The following is a 20949-nucleotide window of genomic DNA, read 5'->3' as shown; positions in this document are numbered from 1 at the left end:
CCTCCTCGCGCGACGGGCAAACCATCCGTTTGACAGGTGCGCCTGTCCGCCCCGGCGCTGTTAGACTGCCGGCCGCATCAAACATCTGTGGCTTGGGAGGCCTCGCATGAGTTACGTCGAAGTCGTCGATAAAATCGACATCCCGAAACCGGACAAGGCGTATACCGAGCCCGACTGGGTCGAGGTTGGCGGCATCCCGGTCGCCTACCGGCGCAAAGGATCGGGCGAGCCCGTCGTTTTCCTGCACGGGGGTGGCTATACACGGCGCTGGATCCCCTACTACGAGGAAATGTCCAAGAAGGTGGATTTCATCGCGCCGGAGCATCCCGGGTTCGGTGAAACCCCGGCGCCAAGCTGGTTCCGCAATTTCGATGACCTGACGATCCATTACGACGAGTTCATGGACCTGCTTGGCCTCGACAAGGTTCACCTGATCGGCTTCTCCATGGGCGGATGGGCAGCGGCGGAATTCGCCTCTTTTTATCCCAAACGGCTTAAGAGCCTCACCCTGATTACCCCGATCGGCTTGCGCCTGCTGGAAAACCCAGGGGTTGACCTGTTCCAGTTGAATCCGAGCGAGCTGATGGACCGCCTGTTCGAGGATAAGAAAGCGCAGGAAGAATGGATGGTCGACCTGGACGACTTTGACGAAGGCATCCAGATGTATTCCGAGGCCGCGGCCATGGCGCGGCTGATCTGGGCGCCGCGCTACAACCTGGCGCTGGAACGGCGGCTGCAGCGGCTCATGTGCCCGACACTGATCGTGGGCGCCGAAAACGACCGGTTGATTCCGAACGAGATGGCCGATCGCTTCGCCGAAGTGATCCCGGGCGCCAACCTGGTGCGCAAAAAGGGCACCGGCCACGAGGTCTGCCTGGAGCGCCCCGAAGAACTCACCACGGCCTGCATTGACCTGATTTCTGGAGCGGCAAGATGAACAAGCTTCGGTTCTACTTCTTTCACCTGATGCCGTATCCCTATATCCCGCCTGCGGACGAATGGGACTCGAGCTGGGTCACCCTGTCGAACGAGTATTACGACCCAAAAAAGGGGCATCAGCTCTATAACGAATACATTGACCAGCTTGTCCTGGCCGAAAAATTCGGTTTTGACGGGACCATCGTGAACGAACATCACGCCAATTATTACGGCACCATGCCGTCACCGGACGTGATCGCTTCCTTTGTCGTCTCGCGCACATCTCACATCCCCGTCGGGATTATCGGCAACGCGATACCGCTTCACGGCAACCCGCTCCGGGTCGCCGAGGAAATCGCGATGCTGGATGTAATCTCGGGCGGCCGGATCATCTCGGGCTTCGTCCGGGGGATCGGGTGCGAATATTTCAACAACGACGTGACTCCGGCCGATTCGGCCGACAGGTTCAACGAGGCCCACGACCTGATCATCAAGGCATGGACTGAAAAGGGACCGTTCACCTGGCAGGGAGACCACTACTACATTCCCAATGTGAACCCGATCCCGCTTCCGATGCAGGACCCGCATCCGCCGATCTGGATCCCGGGCCAGGGCTCGCTGGAGACGCTCAAATTCGTCGCCAAGCATAAATACACTTATATGATGATTTATGCGCCGCAGTGGTTCTGCAAGATGGCCTTCGACGGATTGCGCGACGAATGCAGCAAGCTCGGCTACGAGGCGCCGGCCAATATGTTTAACGCGGCCGTCCCCACCTACGTGGCGGAGACGGATGCCCAGGCCCATCGCGAGGCCAAGGCCCATATCAGCTGGATCTTCAACTCGGGCCTCAAGATCCCCGATCAGATCTTCTTCCCGCCGGGGTATATGAGCCGCAAGTCCTTCCGCAACTTCACGAGCGCGCTCGCCAAGGGCAAGGTCAAGCCTCAGCACAAGCTGAGCTATGACGAGATGCTCAAGGAGGGCTACATCATCGTGGGCTCGCCGGAGACTGTGAAGAACCGGCTTGGCGAATACTGCGACGATGTGGGCGCCGGCGGAATCCTCAACGTCGGTTCGGCCTTCGGACCGATGCCCGACTGGATGGTGCGCAAGAACATGCAGATCTGCGCAGAAGAGGTCATCCCCGAGTTTCGCGAAGCCGACGGCAAACCCGATTACCTTCGCGAAGAACGGCTTATGCCCTATACCCGCGCGGAAGCTGCCAAACGGTTTGGCAAACCGGACCACGCGGCGCAATCGCGTATTACCGGATTGGACGAGCTGGTCGATCACCGAACGAGCCACGTGCCCGAAGTCATCGATCGCTCCAAGGGCAAGAAGATCGCCGCCGAATAGACTGGCGCAGATCCTCATCACATGGCACGGAAATTGGGCCGCCCCGCCGGGCGGCCCATTCTTTTCGTCCGATCGCGTAATCCGGACAATTTTCCGAGAATTCTCCCCACTAAATCGTGATTGGCACCGCACCCGCCCTTGAATACGATGGCGCCGAGGGACCTGGGGTCAGTTCATACGCGGAATCGGACAAAAAATTTATGAGTGAAATAACGCTGGAAACAGAACAGGCCGTCCTGGAGCGATATGCCAGTGCATCGGCGAAGAAGGAAGAGGCGCTCTGCTGCGCCGTAGATTACGACCCGAAATACCTCGAAGTCATTCCGGATGAAATCCTGGAGCGGGACTACGGATGCGGCGATCCATCGCAATATGTCGCCGAGGGTGATGTGGTCCTCGATCTCGGCAGCGGGGGCGGCAAGATCTGCTACATCGCCTCGCAGGTCGTAGGGCCGGCCGGCACGGTGATCGGCATTGACTTCAACCCGCCCATGATCGCGCTGGCAGAACACTACCAGGCCGATATCGCCCGCGCTATCGGCTGGGACAATGTCGATTTCCGTTTTGGCCGCATCCAGGATCTCAAAACGGATTACCGGAAGCTGGACGCTTATCTCCGCGAAAATCCGGTCCGGGACTGGGAGACGCTCAGGCAATTCGAGCGCCATCGCGACCGTCTGGTCGCCACGGCCCCGCTTGTGGCGACTGGTTCGATCGATGTCATCGTCTCCAATTGCGTGTTGAACCTGGTCGACATGGACGACCGCCGCATGCTGTTTGACGAGATGTTCCGGACACTGGCGACCGGCGGCCGTGCGGCCATCTCGGATATCGTGGCGGACCGTGAAGTCCCCGAGGCCCTGCGCCGGGATCCCGAATTATGGTCGGGCTGCCTTTCGGGGGCTTTCGAGGAGCAGGCTTTTCTGGTCGCCTTCGCCGATGCAGGGTTCCGCAATATTCGGATCGACAAGCGCGACGACGCGCCCTGGAAGGTGATCGACGGGATCGAGTTCCGTTCCGTTACCGTCCTGGCCGAAAAACCCGACGGGGGCGCGGGCGAGGTGCCCGTCTATGGCGAAAGCCGCCCCGCCGCTGCCGGCCGCTGCTGCTAGATCCGCAGAGCAGCCGGCCGGGCGCGAGGGCCTCTTCAAATCAGGCCCAGCCCACGCAATTCCGCCATCAGCTCGGGCGGCAGCTCATCGGACCTGCCGCCCCTGCCTGCCCCGACCAGATCGGGCGGCGCGGCCTCGGGCTTGAGGTAGCGCCAGCCCTGAAAGGGCCGGTGCGGCATGGGCTCCGTCGGAATCAGCGCGGGATCGATCTGGATACGGCAGAAGCGGCGGCCACTGTCGTCCGTCTCCGGCCCAAGAAAGACGATGCGGTTTCGGGCGACGATAAATCCCTTCACCACCCAGTACAGGGACCCGCCATCGACGATCTCATCGGCCCGCTTGGGCATGAATCCGGTCCCGTAATTCAGAACCTTCTGGCCTTCGGGACCGCGCGCCACCTTCAGGAATTTTTTCTGACGGGCGCGCAACTCGGTCAGGGACTGGCAGCCCGGCGCCAGTTTTTTCAGATGAACGGTCATGCGTAATATATAGCCCAGGACGGCCGGGATTGCGCCCCTCCCGTCCCGGCTCAGCGCCGGCGCGCCTTCTCCAGCCGAGCCGATACCGCGTTGAGTTCCCGCAGGAGCGTTTGCGCCATCGGATGCGTCGTCGGGAGGTTTTTCTCGAATACGAGCCTGAGTGCCTTGGCGTGGGCGATCGTGGTCGAGAGCGTCTTTTCCGACCCTTCCGGATGGGAAACGACGAACCCGTGAAGGGAACCGGCGATCAGTCCGACCATCGGGAAACCAAAGGACGCGGCCTGATTCTTGAGATCCCAACTCAATTTTCCCAGCCGATCGACCTCGGCCGTCCAACTGCGGCCGTCCGCTGCCATCCGGCGTGCGATTTCCCCGATCTCGGCCAGATCGCTTGCAAGCCAGCCCGTCAGATCCTTCTGCAACCCGGAGATTGCCGCTTCGGCTTTCCGGACGCGCTCCATTGCCGACAGCCGCGACGGGGGTGCCTTGCGGCGCAACGTATCCGGCGGATTGAGGAGTTGTCCGCGTGGCGCGCCTTTTCTGTCTCCCGACGGTTCGTCCATCAGTCAAACATTGCATCGATATCGGCATTGGACAGCGTCCCGCCCGCTTCCTCCCCGCTTTCGGACTCCAGCAAGACGGTATTCTCGTCCGCGCTCGGGAGGTTTTCATGCCGGCGTTCCTCTCCGGCATAATGCACATCCCGCCGCCGGCGGCGACAGGGGCCGAAATATTTTGCCGTTCTGACGAAGGGACGGGGCTGCTCGATCAGCGCCTGGATCCGCTCGTAAAGCGATTTCGGCGAGACCGGCTTGGCGAGGAACTCATTCACGCCGATATCACGCGCTTCCACCACATGCCCCGCTTCGGTGTGTCCCGTCAGCATGATAATCGGCATATAGGGATTCGGGCTGTCATCGGCCATGCGTACCAGGCGCACGAAGTCAAATCCATCGAGCGGACTCATCGCCCAATCGCAGATGATAAAGTCAGGCAGCGCGATCTTGATCTGCTTGAAGGCATCCGCGCCGTCGCTGGCCAGGCGGATGTCCTTCATGCCGAGACCGTGGAGAATGGTCGACAGCAGAACCTGCATGTACTTGTTGTCTTCCACGACCAGAGCGCGAAGACGTTCCAGGCTGTAATCCTGCATCCAACCCGCCTATCGTCCGGATAACCACCATAGCTGAGCCTCTGGCCGGGGACTTCGGCCGCAGATTACAACTATAGGTAGTATACCGATCTTAACAGCCCGTTAACGGGCAGGGCTAGAGCAGGAAGGTGGCGCCCAGCGCCAGGAAGACGAAGAAACCGACGATATCGGTCACGGTCGTCAGAAAGACCGCCGAGGCCACGGCCGGGTCCACCCCGAGACGGTCCAGCACCAGCGGAATCGAGGCACCCGACAATCCGGCCACCAGCAGGTTTGCGAGCATCGCGAGCCCGATGACGAGCCCAATTTGCGGCTGATCGAACCAGACCCAGGCGACGACGCCGGCCAGAACCGCAAACATCAAACCGTTGAGCAGGCCGACACCGAGCTCGCGCATGATGACCCGGCGTGCATTGGTCGCCGTGAGCTCTTTCATGGCAAGCGCCCGGACGGCGACGGTCAGCGTCTGGGTGCCGGCATTGCCGCCCATGGAGGCGACAATCGGCATGAGTACCGCCAGCGCCACGATTTTCTCGAGCGTATCCTCGAACAGGCCGATCACGACGGAGGCCGCGATCGCGGTCAGCAGGTTGACAAAAAGCCAGGAAAAGCGCGAGCGCGTCGTATCCAGCACCGCCATGTGCAAATCGCCGTCCGAGACCCCGCCCAGGGCCATGATGTCTTCCTGCGCCTCCTCTTCGATCACGTCCATGACGTCATCGGACATGACCACGCCGAGGAGCCGGCCATCGGCGTCGACGACCGGTGCCGAGACGAGATCGCGCTGGCGGAACAGGAAGGCAACTTCCTCCTGGTCCATGTTGTAGGGCAGCGACGTCAGCTCCGAGTCCATGATATCGGTCAGCGGTACACGGCGCTTGGCGCGAACGAGCCGGTTAAGCTCGATCATCCCCACGGGCTTGTGCTTCGGGTCGACGACATAAATATCGTAGAAGTAATCGGGCAGGTCACGGGCAGCCCGAAAGAAGTCGATCGCGTCACCGACGGACCAGTATTCCGGCATGCTCACCAGATCGCGCTGCATGAGCCGGCCAGCACTGTCCTCCGGATAGCTCAGCCCTTCGGCCAGATGCGCGCGCATTTCGGCCGGAATCGAACGCAGCACCTTCTCGCGGAAATCCTCGTCCAGATCCTCGACCAGGTCGAGCGCGTCGTCCGAATCCAGCCGGGTCACGACCGAAGCGAGCCCGTCCGCCCCGAGCTCTTCGTATACCTGCTCGCGGACGGTATCGTTGAGCTCGGAAATCACGTCGGGATTGAGCCGCGGCCGGATCAGGCCCATCAGCGCGCGGCGCTGCTGCGGCGCCAGGCGTTCGATCAGATCCGCGATGTCGGCCGGGTGCTGGGTCCGAAGCGCGCTCAGCAACTGCATACGGTTACCGGTGGACAGCGCCTCGATAACCGCGTCCACGATCTCGCGGTTCAGACCGTAGAGGTCTTCCGCGTTGGGTCTCTCCCCTTCCGCGAGGAAGGGCGGCGGATCTTCCGCTGGCTCGGTCATTCGGATGCCCGCTCCTCGATTGCGGATGGCGTGGCCTGTTTGGCCTCATGCTGCGCTTGCGCATCGACAACGGCAAGCGCGCTGATATTGATGATCCCGCGCGTGGTTACCGCCGATGTCAGCACATGGGCGGGATAGGCCGTGCCCAGCAGGATGGGACCGACGGAAAGGGCGTCGGCCATTTCCCGGACCAGGTTGAAGGCGATATTGGCCGCGTCGAGATTGGGGAAAATCAGCAGGTTGGCTTCCTCGGCAAGACGGGAATTGGGAAACAGGCGATGACCGAGCTCCGGATTCAGGGCGACGTCGGCATGCATTTCGCCCTCGATCCGCAGCTGCGGGTCACTCTCCTCGATCAGCTCGCGCGCGCGGCGCATTTTTTCGGGCGACGGACCGGGACTGCTGCCAAAATTGGAATACGACAGAAGCGCTGCCTTCGGTGTGATGCCAAACCGCCGCATTTCGGCGGCCGCCAGCAGGGCCATCTCGGCAATCTGTTCGGCCGTAGGGTCGGTGATCACCTGGGTATCACACAGGAAATGGGTGCCGCGCTGCGATAAAAGCAGATTCATGGTCGAAACCCGGCTCACGCCGGGCGCGCGGCCGATGATGTCGAGGACGTGGCGCAAATGGCGGTGAAAGCGCCCCACCACCCCGCAGATCATGGCGTCCGCCTCTCCCCGGACCGTCATCAGCGCGGCGATAGCGACGTTGCGCGTGCGCATGATCGTGCGCGCCTCGTCAGGGGAAACACCCTTGCGTTCCATGATGCGGTGGTAATGGGTCCAGTATTCATCGTAGCGGGGATCGTCCTGGGGATCGACCACTTCAAAATCCTCGTCCGGTCGAATCCGGAGTCCGAGCCTTTTGAGGCGCGACAGCACGACGCGCCGGCGTCCCACGATGATCGGCGTGGCGATCCCGTCGTCGATCACGGCTTGTGCGGCGCGCAATACCCGTTCGTCCTCGCCATCGGCATAGACGACGCGCTTGGGGTCGCTGCGCGCCCTGTCAAATACCGGCTTCATGACGAGTCCCGAGCGGAACACCGACTGATTGAGGCGCTGCTGATAGGCCTCGAAATCCTTGATCGGACGTGTCGCGACGCCCGAGTCCATGGCCGCGCGAGCCACGGCAGGCGCCAGGGTCAGCATCAGGCGCGGATCGAACGGTCGCGGAATGATGTAGTCGGGCCCGAATGTCTGGCCCACGCCGCCGTAGGCCTTGGCCGCAACGTCCGAGAACTCCGCCTTGGCGAGCTCGGCCAGCGCCGTGACACAGGCAATCTCCATCTGCCGGTTGATCGTCACCGCCCCGACATCCAGCGCCCCGCGGAAGATGAAGGGAAAACAGAGAACGTTGTTCACCTGATTGGGAAAGTCGCTGCGCCCGGTGGCGATGACCGCATCCGGTTTGGCCTCGCGCGCGAGATCGGGCATGATTTCCGGCACCGGGTTTGCCAGCGCGAGGATGAGCGGCCGGTCGGCCATGCGCCGCACCATGTCGGCCGACAGCACGTTGGGCGCCGACAGGCCGAGGAAAATATCGGCGCCGTCGATCACGTCGTCGAGCCCGCGCCCCGGAATATCCTTGGCATAGCGCGCCTTGCGCGGGTCCATCTCCTCCTTCCGGCCGGGATAGACCACGCCGTGCTTGTCGGTCACGACGATGTTATTCATATCGAGCCCGAGATCGACGAGCAGGTCGAGACAGGCCAAAGCCGCCGCCCCGGCACCCGAGGCCACGAGGCGCGCCTCGCCGATTTTCTTGCCAATGATCTCGAGCCCGTTGAGAACCGCGGCACCGACGATGATCGCTGTCCCATGCTGATCGTCGTGGAAAACCGGGATACTCATCCGCTCGCGGAGCTTCTGCTCGATCTCGAAACATTCCGGCGCCTTGATGTCCTCGAGATTGATGGCGCCAAAGGTTGGCTCGAGCGCCGCAACGACATCGACAAAGCGATCCGGGTCTGTCTCGTTGACCTCGATATCGAAACAGTCGATCCCGGCGAACTTCTTGAACAAAACCGCCTTGCCTTCCATCACCGGCTTGGCGGCGAGCGGGCCGATCGGTCCCAGCCCCAGAACGGCGGTCCCATTCGAGATTACGGCGACCAGGTTTCCGCGCGCCGTATAAAGCGCGGCGTCATCGGGATTGGCGGCTATCGCCTCGGAGGCAAAGGCCACGCCGGGCGAATAGGCCAGGGCCAGGTCGCGCTGGTTGCCCAGCGGCTTGGTCGCTGTGATTTCGAGTTTCCCCGGCTTCGGCCGCCGATGATAGGAAAGTGCGTTATCGCGCAGGTTGTTGGCCATGAGATACGCTCACCCGGTCCCTGAATCGGCCAAGACGCCTTCAGAACGACCGAGACCCGCTGGCCGGGCCGCGGGTCTCGGGAATGATTGGTGCGGTCGAGAAGACTCGAACTTCCACGGGGTCTCCCCCACAGCGACCTCAACGCTGCGCGTCTACCAGTTCCGCCACGACCGCATCCAGTGCCCATTTCCCGAAGGTTTTATCGTATGATGGCCGTGAGGGGATACCAGATGCCGGGCCCCCGATCAAGCAGCGCCCGCAGGGCCCTGGAATGAAAAAAATGGCGATATTTGAGACATCTAGAACGACAGGCGGGACGGGCGGCGCGAGACGGGCGAGCGTGGAGTGGCGCGTGGCGTCGGCCCCGGTGCCCTACGAGACGGCTCTCGCCACCATGGAGGAGCGGGTAGCCGCCATTCGCGACGGTACCCTGCCCGAACTCGTCTGGCTTCTCGAGCACCCCCCGCTTTTTACCGCCGGGACCAGCGCAGACGAGTCGGAGATGCTGAATGCGGGTGGGCTTCCGGTCCACCGGACCGGGCGCGGCGGACGCTATACCTATCACGGGCCGGGGCAACGCGTGGCGTATGTCATGCTTGATCTCAAACGGGGCCTGTCGGGCGGGCCGGGCCAGGGTCAAGGCCAAGGTCAGGGTCAGCCGGGGGATATCCGGGCCCATGTCTGCGCCCTCGAGGACTGGATGATCGCCACACTGGCCGCCTTCAACGTCAAGGGCGAACGCCGCCCGGGGCGCATCGGAATATGGGTCGATCTGGCAGCGCATGGCGGGGCGCCCGGCAGCGAGGCCAAGATCGGCGCCATCGGGGTCCGGGTGCGCCGCTGGGTCGCTTATCACGGACTGGCGCTGAACGTGGCGCCGGATCTTTCGAATTTCCGGCGGATCATCCCCTGCGGCATCCGCGAGCACGGTGTCACCTCGCTCGAAGCACTCGGCATCACCGCCAGTCTCGAGGAGGTGGACATGGTCATGCGCGACACCTTCCCCGAAATCTTTGGCCGGCCGATCGCCGGCGAGGCCGCGGACAAGACCTAATCGAATTCCAGGATCGGCTGGTCCACCATCAGATTCTCGCCGGGCCGGGCCTTGATCTCCGAAATCACCCCGTCCCGCTCGGCCCGCAACACGTTTTCCATTTTCATGGCCTCGATCACGGCCAGCACCTCGCCCACCTTGACGGCCTGGCCCTCCTCCACCGCCAGCGAAGCCAGGAGTCCCGGCATTGGCGACAGCAGGAATCGGGTCATGTCAGGTGGCACTTTCTCCGGCATCAGACGATAGGCTTCGGCCATGTTGGCCGGAATCGTCAGAGTCTCCGCCGCCCGTCCCTGCACGGTGATCCGGGTGCGAATACCCGCAAGGTCCAGTTGCGCCGAAAAATCCCCGCGGTTCAGCCTGGCGCGGAAGATCGGCTCCCAGATGTGCCAGTCCGTGACCAGCCGCAGGGTCTCGCCGCCCACCGAAATCTCGAAGGATCGGGCATCGAGACGCTGAATGGAGAGCGGCACCTCGTTGCCATTGTCGAAAACGACCCAGTCCGCGGGGATCGGCAAAATCTTGTCACTCTGCCCCGAAATCGTCCGCTCGCGCTCGGCCTGGATCAGCCGGACCACCGCCGCAACCGCCGGAATGGCCCGCGCGTCATCCGGCACTACATCGGCGGCAGAGAACCCGTCGGGATACTCTTCCGCGATAAAGTTGGTCGTGAGCCGGCCCGCGACGAAGCGCTTGTTGGCAAAGACCGAGGCGAGGAAGCCCAAATTGTGATCGACACCGCGGATGTAATATTCGTCGAGCGCCCGGCGCATGACCTTGATTGCCTCTTTGCGGGTTGCCCCATAAGTCACCAGCTTGGCAATCATCGGATCGTAGAACATTGATATCTCAGAGCCTTCCGACACTCCGGTATCGACACGCACATTATCGCCATTGGGCGGAATGTAGTGACTGAGCCGGCCGATGGAGGGCAGAAAGTTGCGTGTCGGATCTTCGGCATAGACCCGCGATTCCATCGCCCATCCCGTGAAGCTCACGTCGCTCTGGCGATGACGGAGCTTCTCGCCCGCCGCAATCCGGATCATCTCCTCGACGATATCGACCCCGGTCACGAATTCGGTAACCGGATGCTCGACCTGGAGGCGCGTGTTCATCTCAAGAAAATAGAAGTCCTTGTCGGGCCCCATGATGAACTCGACCGTCCCGGCCGAGACATAATTCACCGCCTTGGCGAGGGCTATGGCCTGCGCGCCCATGCGCTGCCGCAACCGCGCATCTACCGCCATGCTCGGCGCTTCCTCGATCACCTTCTGATGGCGGCGCTGAATGGAGCATTCGCGCTCACCCAGATGGATCGTGTTGCCACTCTGATCCGCCAGGACCTGAATTTCGATATGCCGGGGCTGATCGATGAATTTTTCGATGAAAACCCGCTCATCACCGAAACTGGCGCGGGCTTCGTTCGCGGCCGACACAAATCCTTCGCGCACCTCCTCGTCGGTCCGGGCGATCCGCATACCCTTGCCGCCCCCGCCGGCCGAAGCCTTGATCATGACCGGATAGCCGATATCGGCCGCTATGCGGAGCGCCTCATCGGCATTCTTGATCACCCCCACATACCCTGGCACCGTGTCGACACCGGCCTTCTTGGCAAGTTTTTTCGATTCGATCTTGTCGCCCATGGCGGCAATCGCCTTGGGGCCAGGGCCAATGAAGGTAATTTTCGCTTTCTCGAGCGCCTTGGCGAACTCGGTATTTTCGGCCAGAAAGCCGAAACCCGGATGAACTGCCTCGGCCTTGGTCTTTCTCGCGGCCGCTACCACCTTGCGAATATTCAGATAACTCTGTTTCGCCTCCGCCGGCCCGATAAGGACCGCCTCGTCCGCCATTTGCACATGAAGGGAATCCGCATCCGGTTCGGCATAGATTGCGACGGTGCTGATCCCCATCTCGCGACAGGTCCGGATAATGCGGCAGGCGATTTCGCCTCTGTTAGCGATCAGGATTTTCTTGAACATCATTTACGCTGCGTCAGAGAGGGATGTTGTCGTGCTTACGGGCGGGGCGCGTGACCTTCTTGGTCCGAAGTCGCGCGAGAGAACGGCAAATTCTTTTCCGGGTATTGTGAGGGATGATGATGTCGTCCAGATAGCCCCGGCCGGCCGCCACGAAGGGATTGGCGAACTTGGCGCGGTACTCCTCGGTCCGGTCCTCGATTTTCTGGGCGTCCCCGATATCGCCCCGGAAAATGATCTCGACCGCCCCTTTCGGCCCCATCACGGCGATCTCGGCGCTGGGCCATGCGTAATTGACGTCGCCCTTGAGATGTTTGGAACTCATCACGTCATAGGCGCCGCCATAGGCCTTGCGCGTGATCAGGGTCACCTTGGGCACGGTCGCCTCGGCGAAGGCGAACAGCAGCTTGGCGCCATGGTGGATGATTCCGCCGAACTCCTGCGTGGTACCCGGCAAAAACCCGGGCACATCCACGAGCGTGACCAGCGGAATATTGAAGCTGTCGCAGAACCGGACGAACCGTGCCGCCTTGCGCGAGGAATCGATGTCCAGACACCCGGCCAGCACGAGCGGCTGGTTCGCGACGAACCCCACCGTGTGTCCTTCCATGCGTCCGAACCCGACAATGATATTTCCCGCGAAATCGGGCTGGATCTCGAAGAAGTCGCTATCATCCACGATCTTGAGGATCAGCTCCTTCATGTCGTAGGGCAGGTTGGGGTTTTTCGGCACGAGGGTGTCCAGCGACATATCCGGGCGGTCGACCGGGTCCTCGGTATAGCGCACCGGCGGCGCCTCGCTCTCGTTAAGCGGCAGGAAATCGACGAATCGACGCGCCTGGAGAAGCGCCTCGACGTCGTTTTCGAAGGCGGCATGCGCGACACCGGACTTGGCCGTGTGGGTCACCGCGCCGCCCAGCTCCTCATGGGTCACCGTCTCGTGGGTCACGGTCTTGACCACGTCGGGACCGGTCACGAACATGTAGGACGTGTCCTGCACCATGAAGATAAAATCGGTCATCGCCGGCGAATAGACCGCTCCTCCGGCGCACGGGCCCATGACGAGCGAAATCTGGGGTATGACGCCAGAAGCCTCGACATTCTTGTAAAATACATCGGCATAGCCACCGAGCGACGCGACGCCTTCCTGGATCCGGGCACCGCCCGAATCGTTGAGGCCGATCACCGGCGCGCCGACGCGCACGGCCTCTTCCATGATCTTGCAGATCTTGCCGGCGTGGGTCTCGCTGAGCGATCCGCCGAAAACCGTGAAATCCTGGCTGAAAACGAAGACGAGGCGGCCATTGATGGTGCCGTGGCCCGTGACCACGCCGTCGCCCGGGATGGTCTCGTTTTCCATGCCGAAATCGTGACAGCGATGCTCCACGAACATGTCCCATTCTTCGAAGGAGTCGGGATCAAGCAGGATATCGATCCGTTCCCGGGCCGTGAGCTTGCCCTTGGCGTGCTGCGCGGCGATTCGCCGCTCGCCCCCACCGGCGCGCGCGCGCGCGCGGCGCGCGTCGAGTTCGCGAATGATCTCCTGCATTACCTCCCCCGCTCTGACCCGCTCGGTTTCTTCATAGCACCTCTTTTTCGGGGCTGCCAGCGGCGGTTGCCCGGTAAAGGCTTCCTAATCCCTTGCGGTAAAGGCATTTTCATCTCACCACAAGGCAATCAGGTCCCGATGCGGCCCAGCGCGCGCCAGAACGCATCGATCGTGCGCAGTTCGGCCTCGAGCGAATTGAGACGCTGCGCGGCCAGATCGTCATGCCCCCAGGTCTCGAGCTGATGGCGATCTTCCACGAGGGCGGCAGCCGTCACTTCGCCCATAGTGGCGTGGCCATGGAGCACGGCGAGCGGCAGGACAAGCGAACCCGACAGGGCGACCGCGCGATGCAGCGGGCCAAGCGCAAGATCGTTCTCGTCCCGCACGGCCGCCGCCAGCGCCGCCTGGCTGGCGCCGCTTTGCATGGTCGGCATGATCGAGTGACTCACCGTCAATTCCGCCCCCAGCGCCTCTCGCGCCCAGTCGAGATAGGGCTGCCACAGATGATCCTGACGGTTCACCAACTCGGGCGGCTCGGCCGCCCGGTAGCAGAGGAGATCCGTCGCGCCATATGCGGCGATCTCCTCGATCACGGCCTCGCGGCGGGGCGTCACGCGGTCCAGCACCGTCACGGCATGTTGTGTCGCGGGCATGGTGGCGGGCTTCACCTCCGCCCCTTGCGCCGCCCATTCCGAGGCGATGAGCCTGGCGAGGGACCGGGTCGGAACGATGACCGCCCGGCCGTCCGGGGTCCGGATTGGCCGGCCATCGAGTTCGACCGCGTAACCATCTGCCGTTTCGGCAATTCCGACGGACTTATAGACCCGTTTCATAAACGATCCGTGTCCCGGTCCCGGGTCGCGGGTGGGGTCGCGGGCGCGCCGGCCGCAGATTCAGACAGGAAAAGCCTCGGAACGATTGGCGGCAGATCGGCAAACCGGTCGAGCACGGCACGTGCTCCCGCCCCTCTCAACTCCTCGGGCGCGTGATAGCCCCAGCCCACGCCTATGGCGAGCGTGCCGGCGTTGCGCGCCATCTCCATATCGAAGGTGGTGTCACCCACCATGATCGTCGTCGCGCGCTCGGCGCCGGCTTCCGCCATGGCGCGGCTCAACATTTCGGGATGAGGCTTGCCCGGTCCGGTATCGGCCGTCTGCAAGCTGATGAAGGCTCCGGCCAGACCGTGATGTGCCAGGGTCCGCGCCAGTCCACGCCGTGACTTGCCGGTGGCCACCGCCAGCAGCACACCCGACTCGGCCAGGGCCGTCAGACATTCCCGCGTGCCGGGATACAGCGGCTCGTCAAAATCCCGATTCTGACGAAGCAACAAAAACTCATCTTTATAATGGTTTGAAACGGTTTCTATCCCGTCTTCCTCAAGTTCCGGGAAAAGTCTGTGCACGGCCTCATGGAGGTTGAGTCCGACCACGCGGCGGATCCGCTCAGCCGCCGGGACAGCGAGGCCCGCGCGGCGGCTCGCCTCGCACATGGCGCCAACGATGGCCACCTGGCTATCCACCAGCGTCCCGTCGCAATCGAACACAACTAATTGAATTTCTGCCATTTCTTTCCCAAGATGCGGATCCCTGCCCGCGTTTATATCCGCCCCTTTTCCGATCGGCAAACCGCCTTATGTCAGGGCCTTGCCGCCAGCACTCTCCCGGACCGCTGCCCATGCCATCGCCCACGCCACCGCCCACGCGCCAGCCCACGCCACCGCCCGGCCCGATCCCCTCGCCGCCGTCTTCCGGCAACGGCGACGCCTGGCGCCGGGCGCTCGGGTTGCTGGCCGGGCTGGGCGCCTTTGCCCTGATTTACGCGCTGCCCGCACCGGCAGCGCTGGATGCGGACGCCTGGACGGTCACCGCCGTCGCCGCCGTCATGGTCATCTGGTGGATCACCGAGGCCGTGCCCGTGGCCGTGACCTCGCTTTTGCCGCTGGTGCTCTTTCCACTCACGGGCGTGGCCGAGATCGACGAGGCCGCAGCCCCTTACGCCAATCCGCTCACCTTTCTATTCATGGGCGGGCTTATCATTGCTGCCGCGGTCGAGAAATGGGGTCTGCACAAGCGCATCGCGCTCCGAATTCTGAGTCTTTTCGGCACCCGGCCGAGCGACCTCGTCGGCGGGTTCATGCTCACCGCAGCCCTCCTTTCCATGTGGATTACCAACACCGCGACCACCGTGATGATGCTGCCCATCGTGATTTCGGTCATCACCCTGCTCGAGGCGACGCCCGCGGCCGCTCCGCTCATGCAGGGCAAGCGCCTCACCCTGGCCCTGCTCCTTGGTGTCGCCTATGCCGCCACCATGGGCGGGCTTGGCACGCTCATCGGAACCGCGCCGAACGCACTGATGGCGGGCATGCTGCGCGAGACCTACGGGATCGAACTGGGTTTCGCGCGTTGGATGCTGGTGGGGGTGCCGGTCTTTGCGATCATGCTGGTGCTCGGCTGGTGGGTCTTCTGCCGTCTGGTCTTTCGCCTCGACCGCCGGCCGCTGCCGGAGGCAGCCCGGATCCTGGCCGAGGAGATCGCGGCGCTCGGCCCGCCCTCCCCGGCAGAGCGGCGGGTCGCCCTGGTTTTCACCCTGACGGCGGCCCTCTGGATCCTGCGCCCGCAGCTTCAACCGGTCCTGCCGGCCCTGAGCGATGCGGGGATCGCGATCATCGGCGCAGCGCTGATGTTCATGGTGCCGGTTTCCGTCCGCAAGGGTATCTATCTGCTTGACTGGGAAACGGCCCGCCAGATCCCATGGGGCGTGCTGCTGCTGTTCGGCGGCGGACTGAGCCTCGCAGCCGCCGTTTCGGCCACGGGCCTGTCCGATGCGATCGGGACCGCGCTTTACGAGGTAACCGCCCTGCCTTTTGTTCTGATCGCCCTCGTCTTCGTTGCCGTCGTCGTCTTTCTCACGGAACTCACGAGTAATACGGCGACGACCGCGACATTCCTGCCCATCGTCGGCGCCGTCGCCGTCAGCGCCGGAATCGGCCCAGCCGAGTTGATGATCCCGGCCGCACTGGCGGCAAGCTGCGCCTTCATGCTGCCGGTCGGGACCCCGCCCAATGCCATCGTGTTTTCCTCGGGCCGAATCACCGTGGCCGAGATGGCCCGCGCCGGGTTCCGGATCAACCTGATCGCCATTCTGGTGATCTCGCTCGCGGCGGTCACCGTGATCCGCTGGGTTTACGGCTAGACGCCAGCCTCGGCCAGATTTGCGTCCAATCCCAGGAAGGCGCAGGTGTCCGTCATATGCGGGGGAAGCGGGGCCGTAATATCGATCATGCCGCCGCGCGGATGGGAGATGACCAGCCGCCGGGCGTGAAGATGCAGCCGGGGGCGCGCCAGCGCCTCCCCGCCACGCTGGAGGAGTGGCGCATCGAGATCCCTGTCGCTGTACCTGGCGTCACCGAGGATCGGTGTGCCGAGCGCCAGGGCATGGGCCCGGATTTGATGGGTGCGACCGGTGAGCGGGCGAAATTCGACCAGTGCCGCCCGCCGCGCCACGCGGGCAAGAACGCGATACAGGGTCTCGGCCATCTTGCCGGTCTCGTCCGCCACCATCTTCTCCTGCCCGCCGATCCGCCGCTTGGCCAGCCGGTCGTGCACCCGCCCCTCGGCCGGGGCGGGAACACCCCGAGTGACGGCCCAGTAGGTCTTTTCCGCCGTCCCGCCACGAAAGGCCGCCGTCAGCCGCCGCGCCGCCAAATCGGTCCGCGCGGCGACGAGGACGCCCGACGTATCCCGGTCGAGCCGGTGGACCAGCTTCGGCCTGGCCTGAGGGGGACGCTGCGCCTGTGCCCAGGCCGCAAGCAGCCCGTCCAGATGACGCGTGGTCTTGCTGCCTCCCTGGGTCGCGAGACCGCTTGGCTTGTTCAGGACCAGAACGTCTTTGTCCTGATAAATAATGTTATTTTCCAATAACTTGATGTCTTTATCTGAGAATCCGGATTGGATGTTCCGGGAGGCTGGCGCGGGACTGTCCGCCGGGCTGTCGAGGGGCGGAATGCGGACCGATTGGCCGGCTGCCACCCGGTCGCCCGCCTTGGCCCGCCTGCCGTCCAGTCGAATTTGCCCCGTGCGCAGCATCTTGGCGAGCCGGCCGTGGCCGAGCTGCGGGAAGTGCGATTTGAACCAGCGGTCGAGGCGCAAGCCCGCCTCGTCCTCGGTGACTTCAAGATGGCGGACGCCGGTCATGCTAGCCCAGCATCAGCCGCCCGGCCCGCAGGCCGAGAAACAGCCCGAGCACCGAGAGACAGACCGAAGCCAGGATATACCCCAGCGCCGCGCTGCGCGCGCCACCCTCGGCCAGGACGAAGACGTCGAGCGAAAAGGTGGAAAAGGTGGTGAAGGCTCCAAGAAGGCCGACCACGAGAAAAGCTCGGATTTCTGCCGCCGGCTGCCAGGTGAGGGCCATTATTTCGACGAGGATTCCGAGAGCGAAAGAGCCGGCCACATTCACAAGAAGCGTCCCCCAGGGAAAGCCATGGCCCAGCCAATGGCCGGCCGCGCTCATGGCGAGGAACCGGGCCACCGCCCCGAGAGCGCCCCCGGCGGCGATGGCGAGAACCAGACTCCACTGCACCGTCATTCCGTCTCCTCCCCCTTGTCCCGCCGAGTCTCCCGGAGTTTCGCCCAATAATCGAGGCGTTTGCGGATTTCCCGCTCGAACCCGCGCTCGACCGGGCTGTAGAAACGCTGGCGGGCCAGGCCGTCGGGAAAGTAATTCTGCCCGGAAAACCCCTCCTCTGCCTCGTGGTCATAGGCATAGCCCGCGCCATAGCCGATATCCTTCAAGAGCCGTGTCGGCGCGTTGAGAATATGCTTGGGTGGCGCCAGGGACCCGGTTTCGCCCGCCGCCTTCATCGCCCGGCCGAAGGCCTTGTAGGCGGCGTTGGATTTGGGCGCGGTCGCGAGATAGAGGACGGCCTGGGCGATTGCGAGTTCGCCTTCGGGTGAGCCGAGGCGCTCGTAGACGTCCCAGCCAGCCTGGGCCTGATGAATGGCCTCGGGATCGGCCAGGCCGATATCCTCGGACGCGAAACGGACCAGGCGCCGGGCGATATAAAGCGGATCCTCGCCGCCGGCCAGCATGCGCGCCAGCCAGTACAGGGCGGCATCGGCATCGGAGCCGCGCAGGGATTTATGAAGCGCGCTGATCAGGTTGTAATGCTCTTCCCGGCTTTTGTCATAGAGCGGGGCGCGTTTTTGCACGGCCGCCATAAGATCGGCCCGTGTCACCGGCGCCGTCCCGCCCCTGCCCAGCGCCAGAAGCTCCTCCACCATGTTGAGCAGATAGCGCCCGTCGCCATCGGCCATCGCAATCAATGACTCGCGGGCGTCCGGATCAAGGGCGAGGTTGGTGCTTTCCAGCTCCTCTGCCCGCCGGATCAATGTTTCGAGCGAAGCTTCGTCGAGACGGCGGAGCACGAAGACCTGACAGCGCGACAAAAGCGCGCCGTTGAGCTCGAAGGACGGGTTTTCCGTCGTCGCACCCACGAGGATCACCGTCCCGTCCTCGACAAAAGGGAGGAAACCATCCTGCTGGGCGCGGTTGAAGCGGTGGATCTCATCCACGAACAGCAGCGTCCCTTGCCCCATTTCGCGCCGCTTCCGGGCCGCCTCGAAAACCTTGCGCAGATCAGCCACGCCGGAAAAGACGGCCGAGAGCGGCTCGAAGCTGAGCTTGACCCGTTCCGCCAGAAGCCGCGCGATCGTGGTCTTGCCGGTGCCGGGCGGTCCCCAGAAGATCATTGAAACCACACGGCCGGCTGCCAGCATGCGCCCAAGCGGCCCGTCGGGCCCGAGGAGATGGTCCTGCCCGATCACCTCCTCGAGGCGTCGCGGCCGCAGCCGGTCGGCCAAAGGGCGGTCCGCCCCGGTATCGAAAAGGGTCGTCACCCGCTGAAGGCCAGGGTGAGGGTACGCCCGCCGCGCTCGATCCTGAGCCGCCAGCGCCGGTCCGCCTCGGCCACGACCCGGCGGAGCTGGCGAACGTTGAGGATCTCGACCCCATTCAATTCGCGGATGATATCGCCCCGCCGGAAACCGATACGGGCCGCCGCACTGTCCGCCCGGATATCGGCGATGACCACGCCGCGCAGCGTCAGATCGAGGGACAACTCGTCAGCCACGGCGGGCGACAGGTTGGATACGGTGACCCCGGTAAAGGGTGTGGCGCCGCCCAGCGTGGTGTCGTTGCGGGGCGGGATTTCCGGTGGCGCCCGGAGCGGGACGGCCAGTTGCAGCACCCTTCCATCGCGAATAACCGAGAGCCTGGCCTCCCCGCCAACCGACAGTGTCGCGACGCGGAAACGGAGCGCCTCGGCGTCATCGACGATATTGTCACCGACACGGGTGATAATGTCGCCCACCCGAAGCCCCGCCTCGGCCGCCGGGCTGCTCTCGTAGACCTGGTTGACCAGCACGCCAGCCGGGCGCGAAAGGCCTATATTTTCGGCGATTTCCGGTGTCACAGGCTGGCCGGCCGCGCCCAGCCACGGGCGGACGATACGCCCGTCCTCGCCGGCACCGGCAATCACCGCCCGGACCATGGCCGCCGGAATGGCAAAGCCGATTCCCTGAGAACCGCCGCTTCGGGAATAGATGGCGGTGTTGATCCCGACCACCCGTCCGTCGAGGTCGAGCAGCGCGCCGCCGGAATTGCCCGGGTTGATGGCCGCGTCGGTCTGGATGAAGAAGCGGTAATCGGTGATCCCCACCTGCGTCCGGGCCAGGGCCGAGACGATCCCGCTGGTCACCGTCTGGCCGACGCCAAAGGGATTGCCGATCGCCAGAACAAGGTCCCCTACCTCGAGAGCGTCCGAATCACCGAGCCGAAGATAGGGCAGGTCCGCGGGCGGGTCCTTGATCCGCAGAACCGCCAGGTCCGTACGTTCGTCCGACACCAGGAGTTCCGCCTCGAATTCCCGCCGGTCCGAGAGCACGACGTTGATTTCATCCGCCTGGTTGACGACGTGATGGTTGGTTACGACAACCCGCTCGCGTCCGATGATCACGCCGGAGCCCAGCGCTGTCTGCTCCAGCGGCCGCTCCTCTCCCGGTCCCCGACCTCCCGGCCCGCCGAAGAACCGGCGAAAGAACGGGTCGGCGAACAGCGGCGAAGGCCGCCCCTGAACCGACCGCCGTGTGTAGATATTGACCACCGCGGGTGCGGCGTCGCGCACGAGGGGGGCGAAGCTGAGCTTGACCTCGCCGTCCGACCCGGGAAGGACGCGCGGGGGCACGGTTTCGTCACTGGCCGCGCCGGCGACCGCCGGAACCAGGACCGCGCCCAGCACAAGGAGGATGGCGACGCGGGCAAGCCTGCGAAACCGCGCCGCCGGCCCCCGGTTGCGGCCCCGGCAATTCCCTGACGCTTTAGCCGAACTCATTGTTTTTCTATATTAATATTCGAAGACATCGCCGCCCCTGTCGCGCCAGGAGCCTAGCATGTCCGGCCGGGACAAGGCCAAATGCAAAGAGGCAGCCACGAGGCTGCCTCCGCTGTCC

At 63.7% G+C, this 20949-nt stretch carries 18 protein-coding genes and 1 tRNA gene; 5 read left to right on the top strand and 14 right to left on the bottom strand.

The features are described 5' to 3' along the window. Positions 1–106 precede the first annotated feature (106 nt). The 3 genes from RLQ26_08735 (at position 107) to RLQ26_08725 (ending at position 3389) form a co-directional block, all read left to right on the top strand. The gene (locus RLQ26_08735; protein MEQ9088813.1) at positions 107–937 is read left to right on the top strand and encodes an alpha/beta hydrolase; all 831 of its coding nucleotides are present in this window, start codon (positions 107–109) and stop codon (positions 935–937) included. Continuing rightward, complete coding sequence (locus RLQ26_08730; protein MEQ9088812.1) at positions 934–2277, top strand: LLM class flavin-dependent oxidoreductase; 1344 nt, start codon at positions 934–936, stop codon at positions 2275–2277. The genes RLQ26_08735 and RLQ26_08730 overlap by 4 nt, the downstream gene beginning before the upstream one ends. 200 nt (positions 2278–2477) lie before the next feature. Next, positions 2478–3389 carry a methyltransferase domain-containing protein gene (locus RLQ26_08725; protein ID MEQ9088811.1) on the top strand — a complete coding sequence of 304 codons (912 nt, stop codon included), beginning with the start codon at positions 2478–2480 and terminating at the stop codon, positions 3387–3389. Positions 3390–3424: 35 nt separating this feature from the next. On the opposite strand, the gene RLQ26_08720 is transcribed toward RLQ26_08725, so the two are convergent. The 6 genes from RLQ26_08720 to RLQ26_08695 form a co-directional block, all read right to left on the bottom strand. Beyond that, on the bottom strand, positions 3425–3868 hold the full coding sequence (locus RLQ26_08720) for a DUF1489 domain-containing protein (GenBank protein MEQ9088810.1): 444 nt from the start codon (positions 3866–3868) through the stop codon (positions 3425–3427). Between the two features lie 50 nt (positions 3869–3918). Continuing rightward, positions 3919–4431, bottom strand: a complete 513-nt coding sequence (locus tag RLQ26_08715; GenBank protein ID MEQ9088809.1) for a hypothetical protein — start codon at positions 4429–4431, stop codon at positions 3919–3921. Then, positions 4431–5021 carry a response regulator gene (locus RLQ26_08710; protein ID MEQ9088808.1) on the bottom strand — a complete coding sequence of 197 codons (591 nt, stop codon included), beginning with the start codon at positions 5019–5021 and terminating at the stop codon, positions 4431–4433. The genes RLQ26_08715 and RLQ26_08710 overlap by 1 nt, the downstream gene beginning before the upstream one ends. A 115-nt stretch (positions 5022–5136) precedes the next feature. After that, positions 5137–6543, bottom strand: coding sequence for a magnesium transporter (gene mgtE / locus RLQ26_08705; protein MEQ9088807.1), 1407 nt, complete (start codon positions 6541–6543; stop codon positions 5137–5139). After that, entirely contained in the window at positions 6540–8858 is a 2319-nt protein-coding gene (locus RLQ26_08700; GenBank protein ID MEQ9088806.1) for an NADP-dependent malic enzyme, read from the bottom strand. Before RLQ26_08700 ends, mgtE begins: the two co-directional genes overlap by 4 nt. Positions 8859–8946: 88 nt before the next feature. After that, positions 8947–9033: transfer RNA gene (locus RLQ26_08695), tRNA-Leu, on the bottom strand. 106 nt (positions 9034–9139) lie between these two features. On the opposite strand from RLQ26_08695, the gene lipB reads away from it, so the two are divergent. Beyond that, entirely contained in the window at positions 9140–9913 is a 774-nt protein-coding gene (gene lipB, locus RLQ26_08690; GenBank protein MEQ9088805.1) for a lipoyl(octanoyl) transferase LipB, read from the top strand. On the opposite strand, the gene accC is transcribed toward lipB, so the two are convergent. The 4 genes from accC to RLQ26_08670 form a co-directional block, all read right to left on the bottom strand. Continuing rightward, entirely contained in the window at positions 9910–11892 is a 1983-nt protein-coding gene (gene accC, locus RLQ26_08685; protein ID MEQ9088804.1) for an acetyl-CoA carboxylase biotin carboxylase subunit, read from the bottom strand. The two genes, lipB and accC, sit on opposite strands and share 4 nt — an antisense overlap. Positions 11893–11905: 13 nt before the next feature. Further along, entirely contained in the window at positions 11906–13438 is a 1533-nt protein-coding gene (locus RLQ26_08680; protein ID MEQ9088803.1) for an acyl-CoA carboxylase subunit beta, read from the bottom strand. Between the two features lie 128 nt (positions 13439–13566). Next, positions 13567–14271, bottom strand: coding sequence for an ATP12 family protein (locus RLQ26_08675; protein MEQ9088802.1), 705 nt, complete (start codon positions 14269–14271; stop codon positions 13567–13569). Further along, positions 14268–15002, bottom strand: a complete 735-nt coding sequence (locus tag RLQ26_08670; protein MEQ9088801.1) for an HAD-IA family hydrolase — start codon at positions 15000–15002, stop codon at positions 14268–14270. Before RLQ26_08670 ends, RLQ26_08675 begins: the two co-directional genes overlap by 4 nt. Positions 15003–15112: 110 nt before the next feature. Between RLQ26_08670 and RLQ26_08665 the strand changes: the two genes are divergently transcribed. Beyond that, entirely contained in the window at positions 15113–16633 is a 1521-nt protein-coding gene (locus RLQ26_08665) for an SLC13 family permease (GenBank protein ID MEQ9088800.1), read from the top strand. Here RLQ26_08665 and RLQ26_08660 read toward each other — a convergent pair. Genes RLQ26_08660 through RLQ26_08645 form a run of 4 tightly spaced genes read right to left on the bottom strand, consistent with a single transcriptional unit; the run spans position 16630 to position 20831 of the window. Further along, positions 16630–17634, bottom strand: a complete 1005-nt coding sequence (locus RLQ26_08660; protein MEQ9088799.1) for an RluA family pseudouridine synthase — start codon at positions 17632–17634, stop codon at positions 16630–16632. The genes RLQ26_08665 and RLQ26_08660 overlap by 4 nt on opposite strands. A gap of 1 nt (position 17635) precedes the next feature. Further along, positions 17636–18028: a fluoride efflux transporter CrcB gene (gene crcB / locus RLQ26_08655; GenBank protein ID MEQ9088798.1), complete on the bottom strand. Its 393-nt coding sequence runs from the start codon at positions 18026–18028 to the stop codon at positions 17636–17638. Further along, complete coding sequence (locus RLQ26_08650) at positions 18025–19338, bottom strand: replication-associated recombination protein A (GenBank protein ID MEQ9088797.1); 1314 nt, start codon at positions 19336–19338, stop codon at positions 18025–18027. The genes crcB and RLQ26_08650 overlap by 4 nt, the downstream gene beginning before the upstream one ends. After that, positions 19335–20831 (bottom strand): Do family serine endopeptidase, encoded by a 1497-nt coding sequence (locus RLQ26_08645; GenBank protein ID MEQ9088796.1) that lies wholly within the window; start codon positions 20829–20831, stop codon positions 19335–19337. The genes RLQ26_08650 and RLQ26_08645 overlap by 4 nt, the downstream gene beginning before the upstream one ends. Positions 20832–20949 lie beyond the last annotated feature (118 nt).

The organism is Alphaproteobacteria bacterium (assembly GCA_040220875.1).
Taxonomy (GTDB): Bacteria; Pseudomonadota; Alphaproteobacteria; order JAVJVX01; family JAVJVX01; genus JAVJVX01.
Note: the sequence above shows the minus strand (reverse complement) of the source record. Positions and strands in the feature narration are given on the sequence as shown.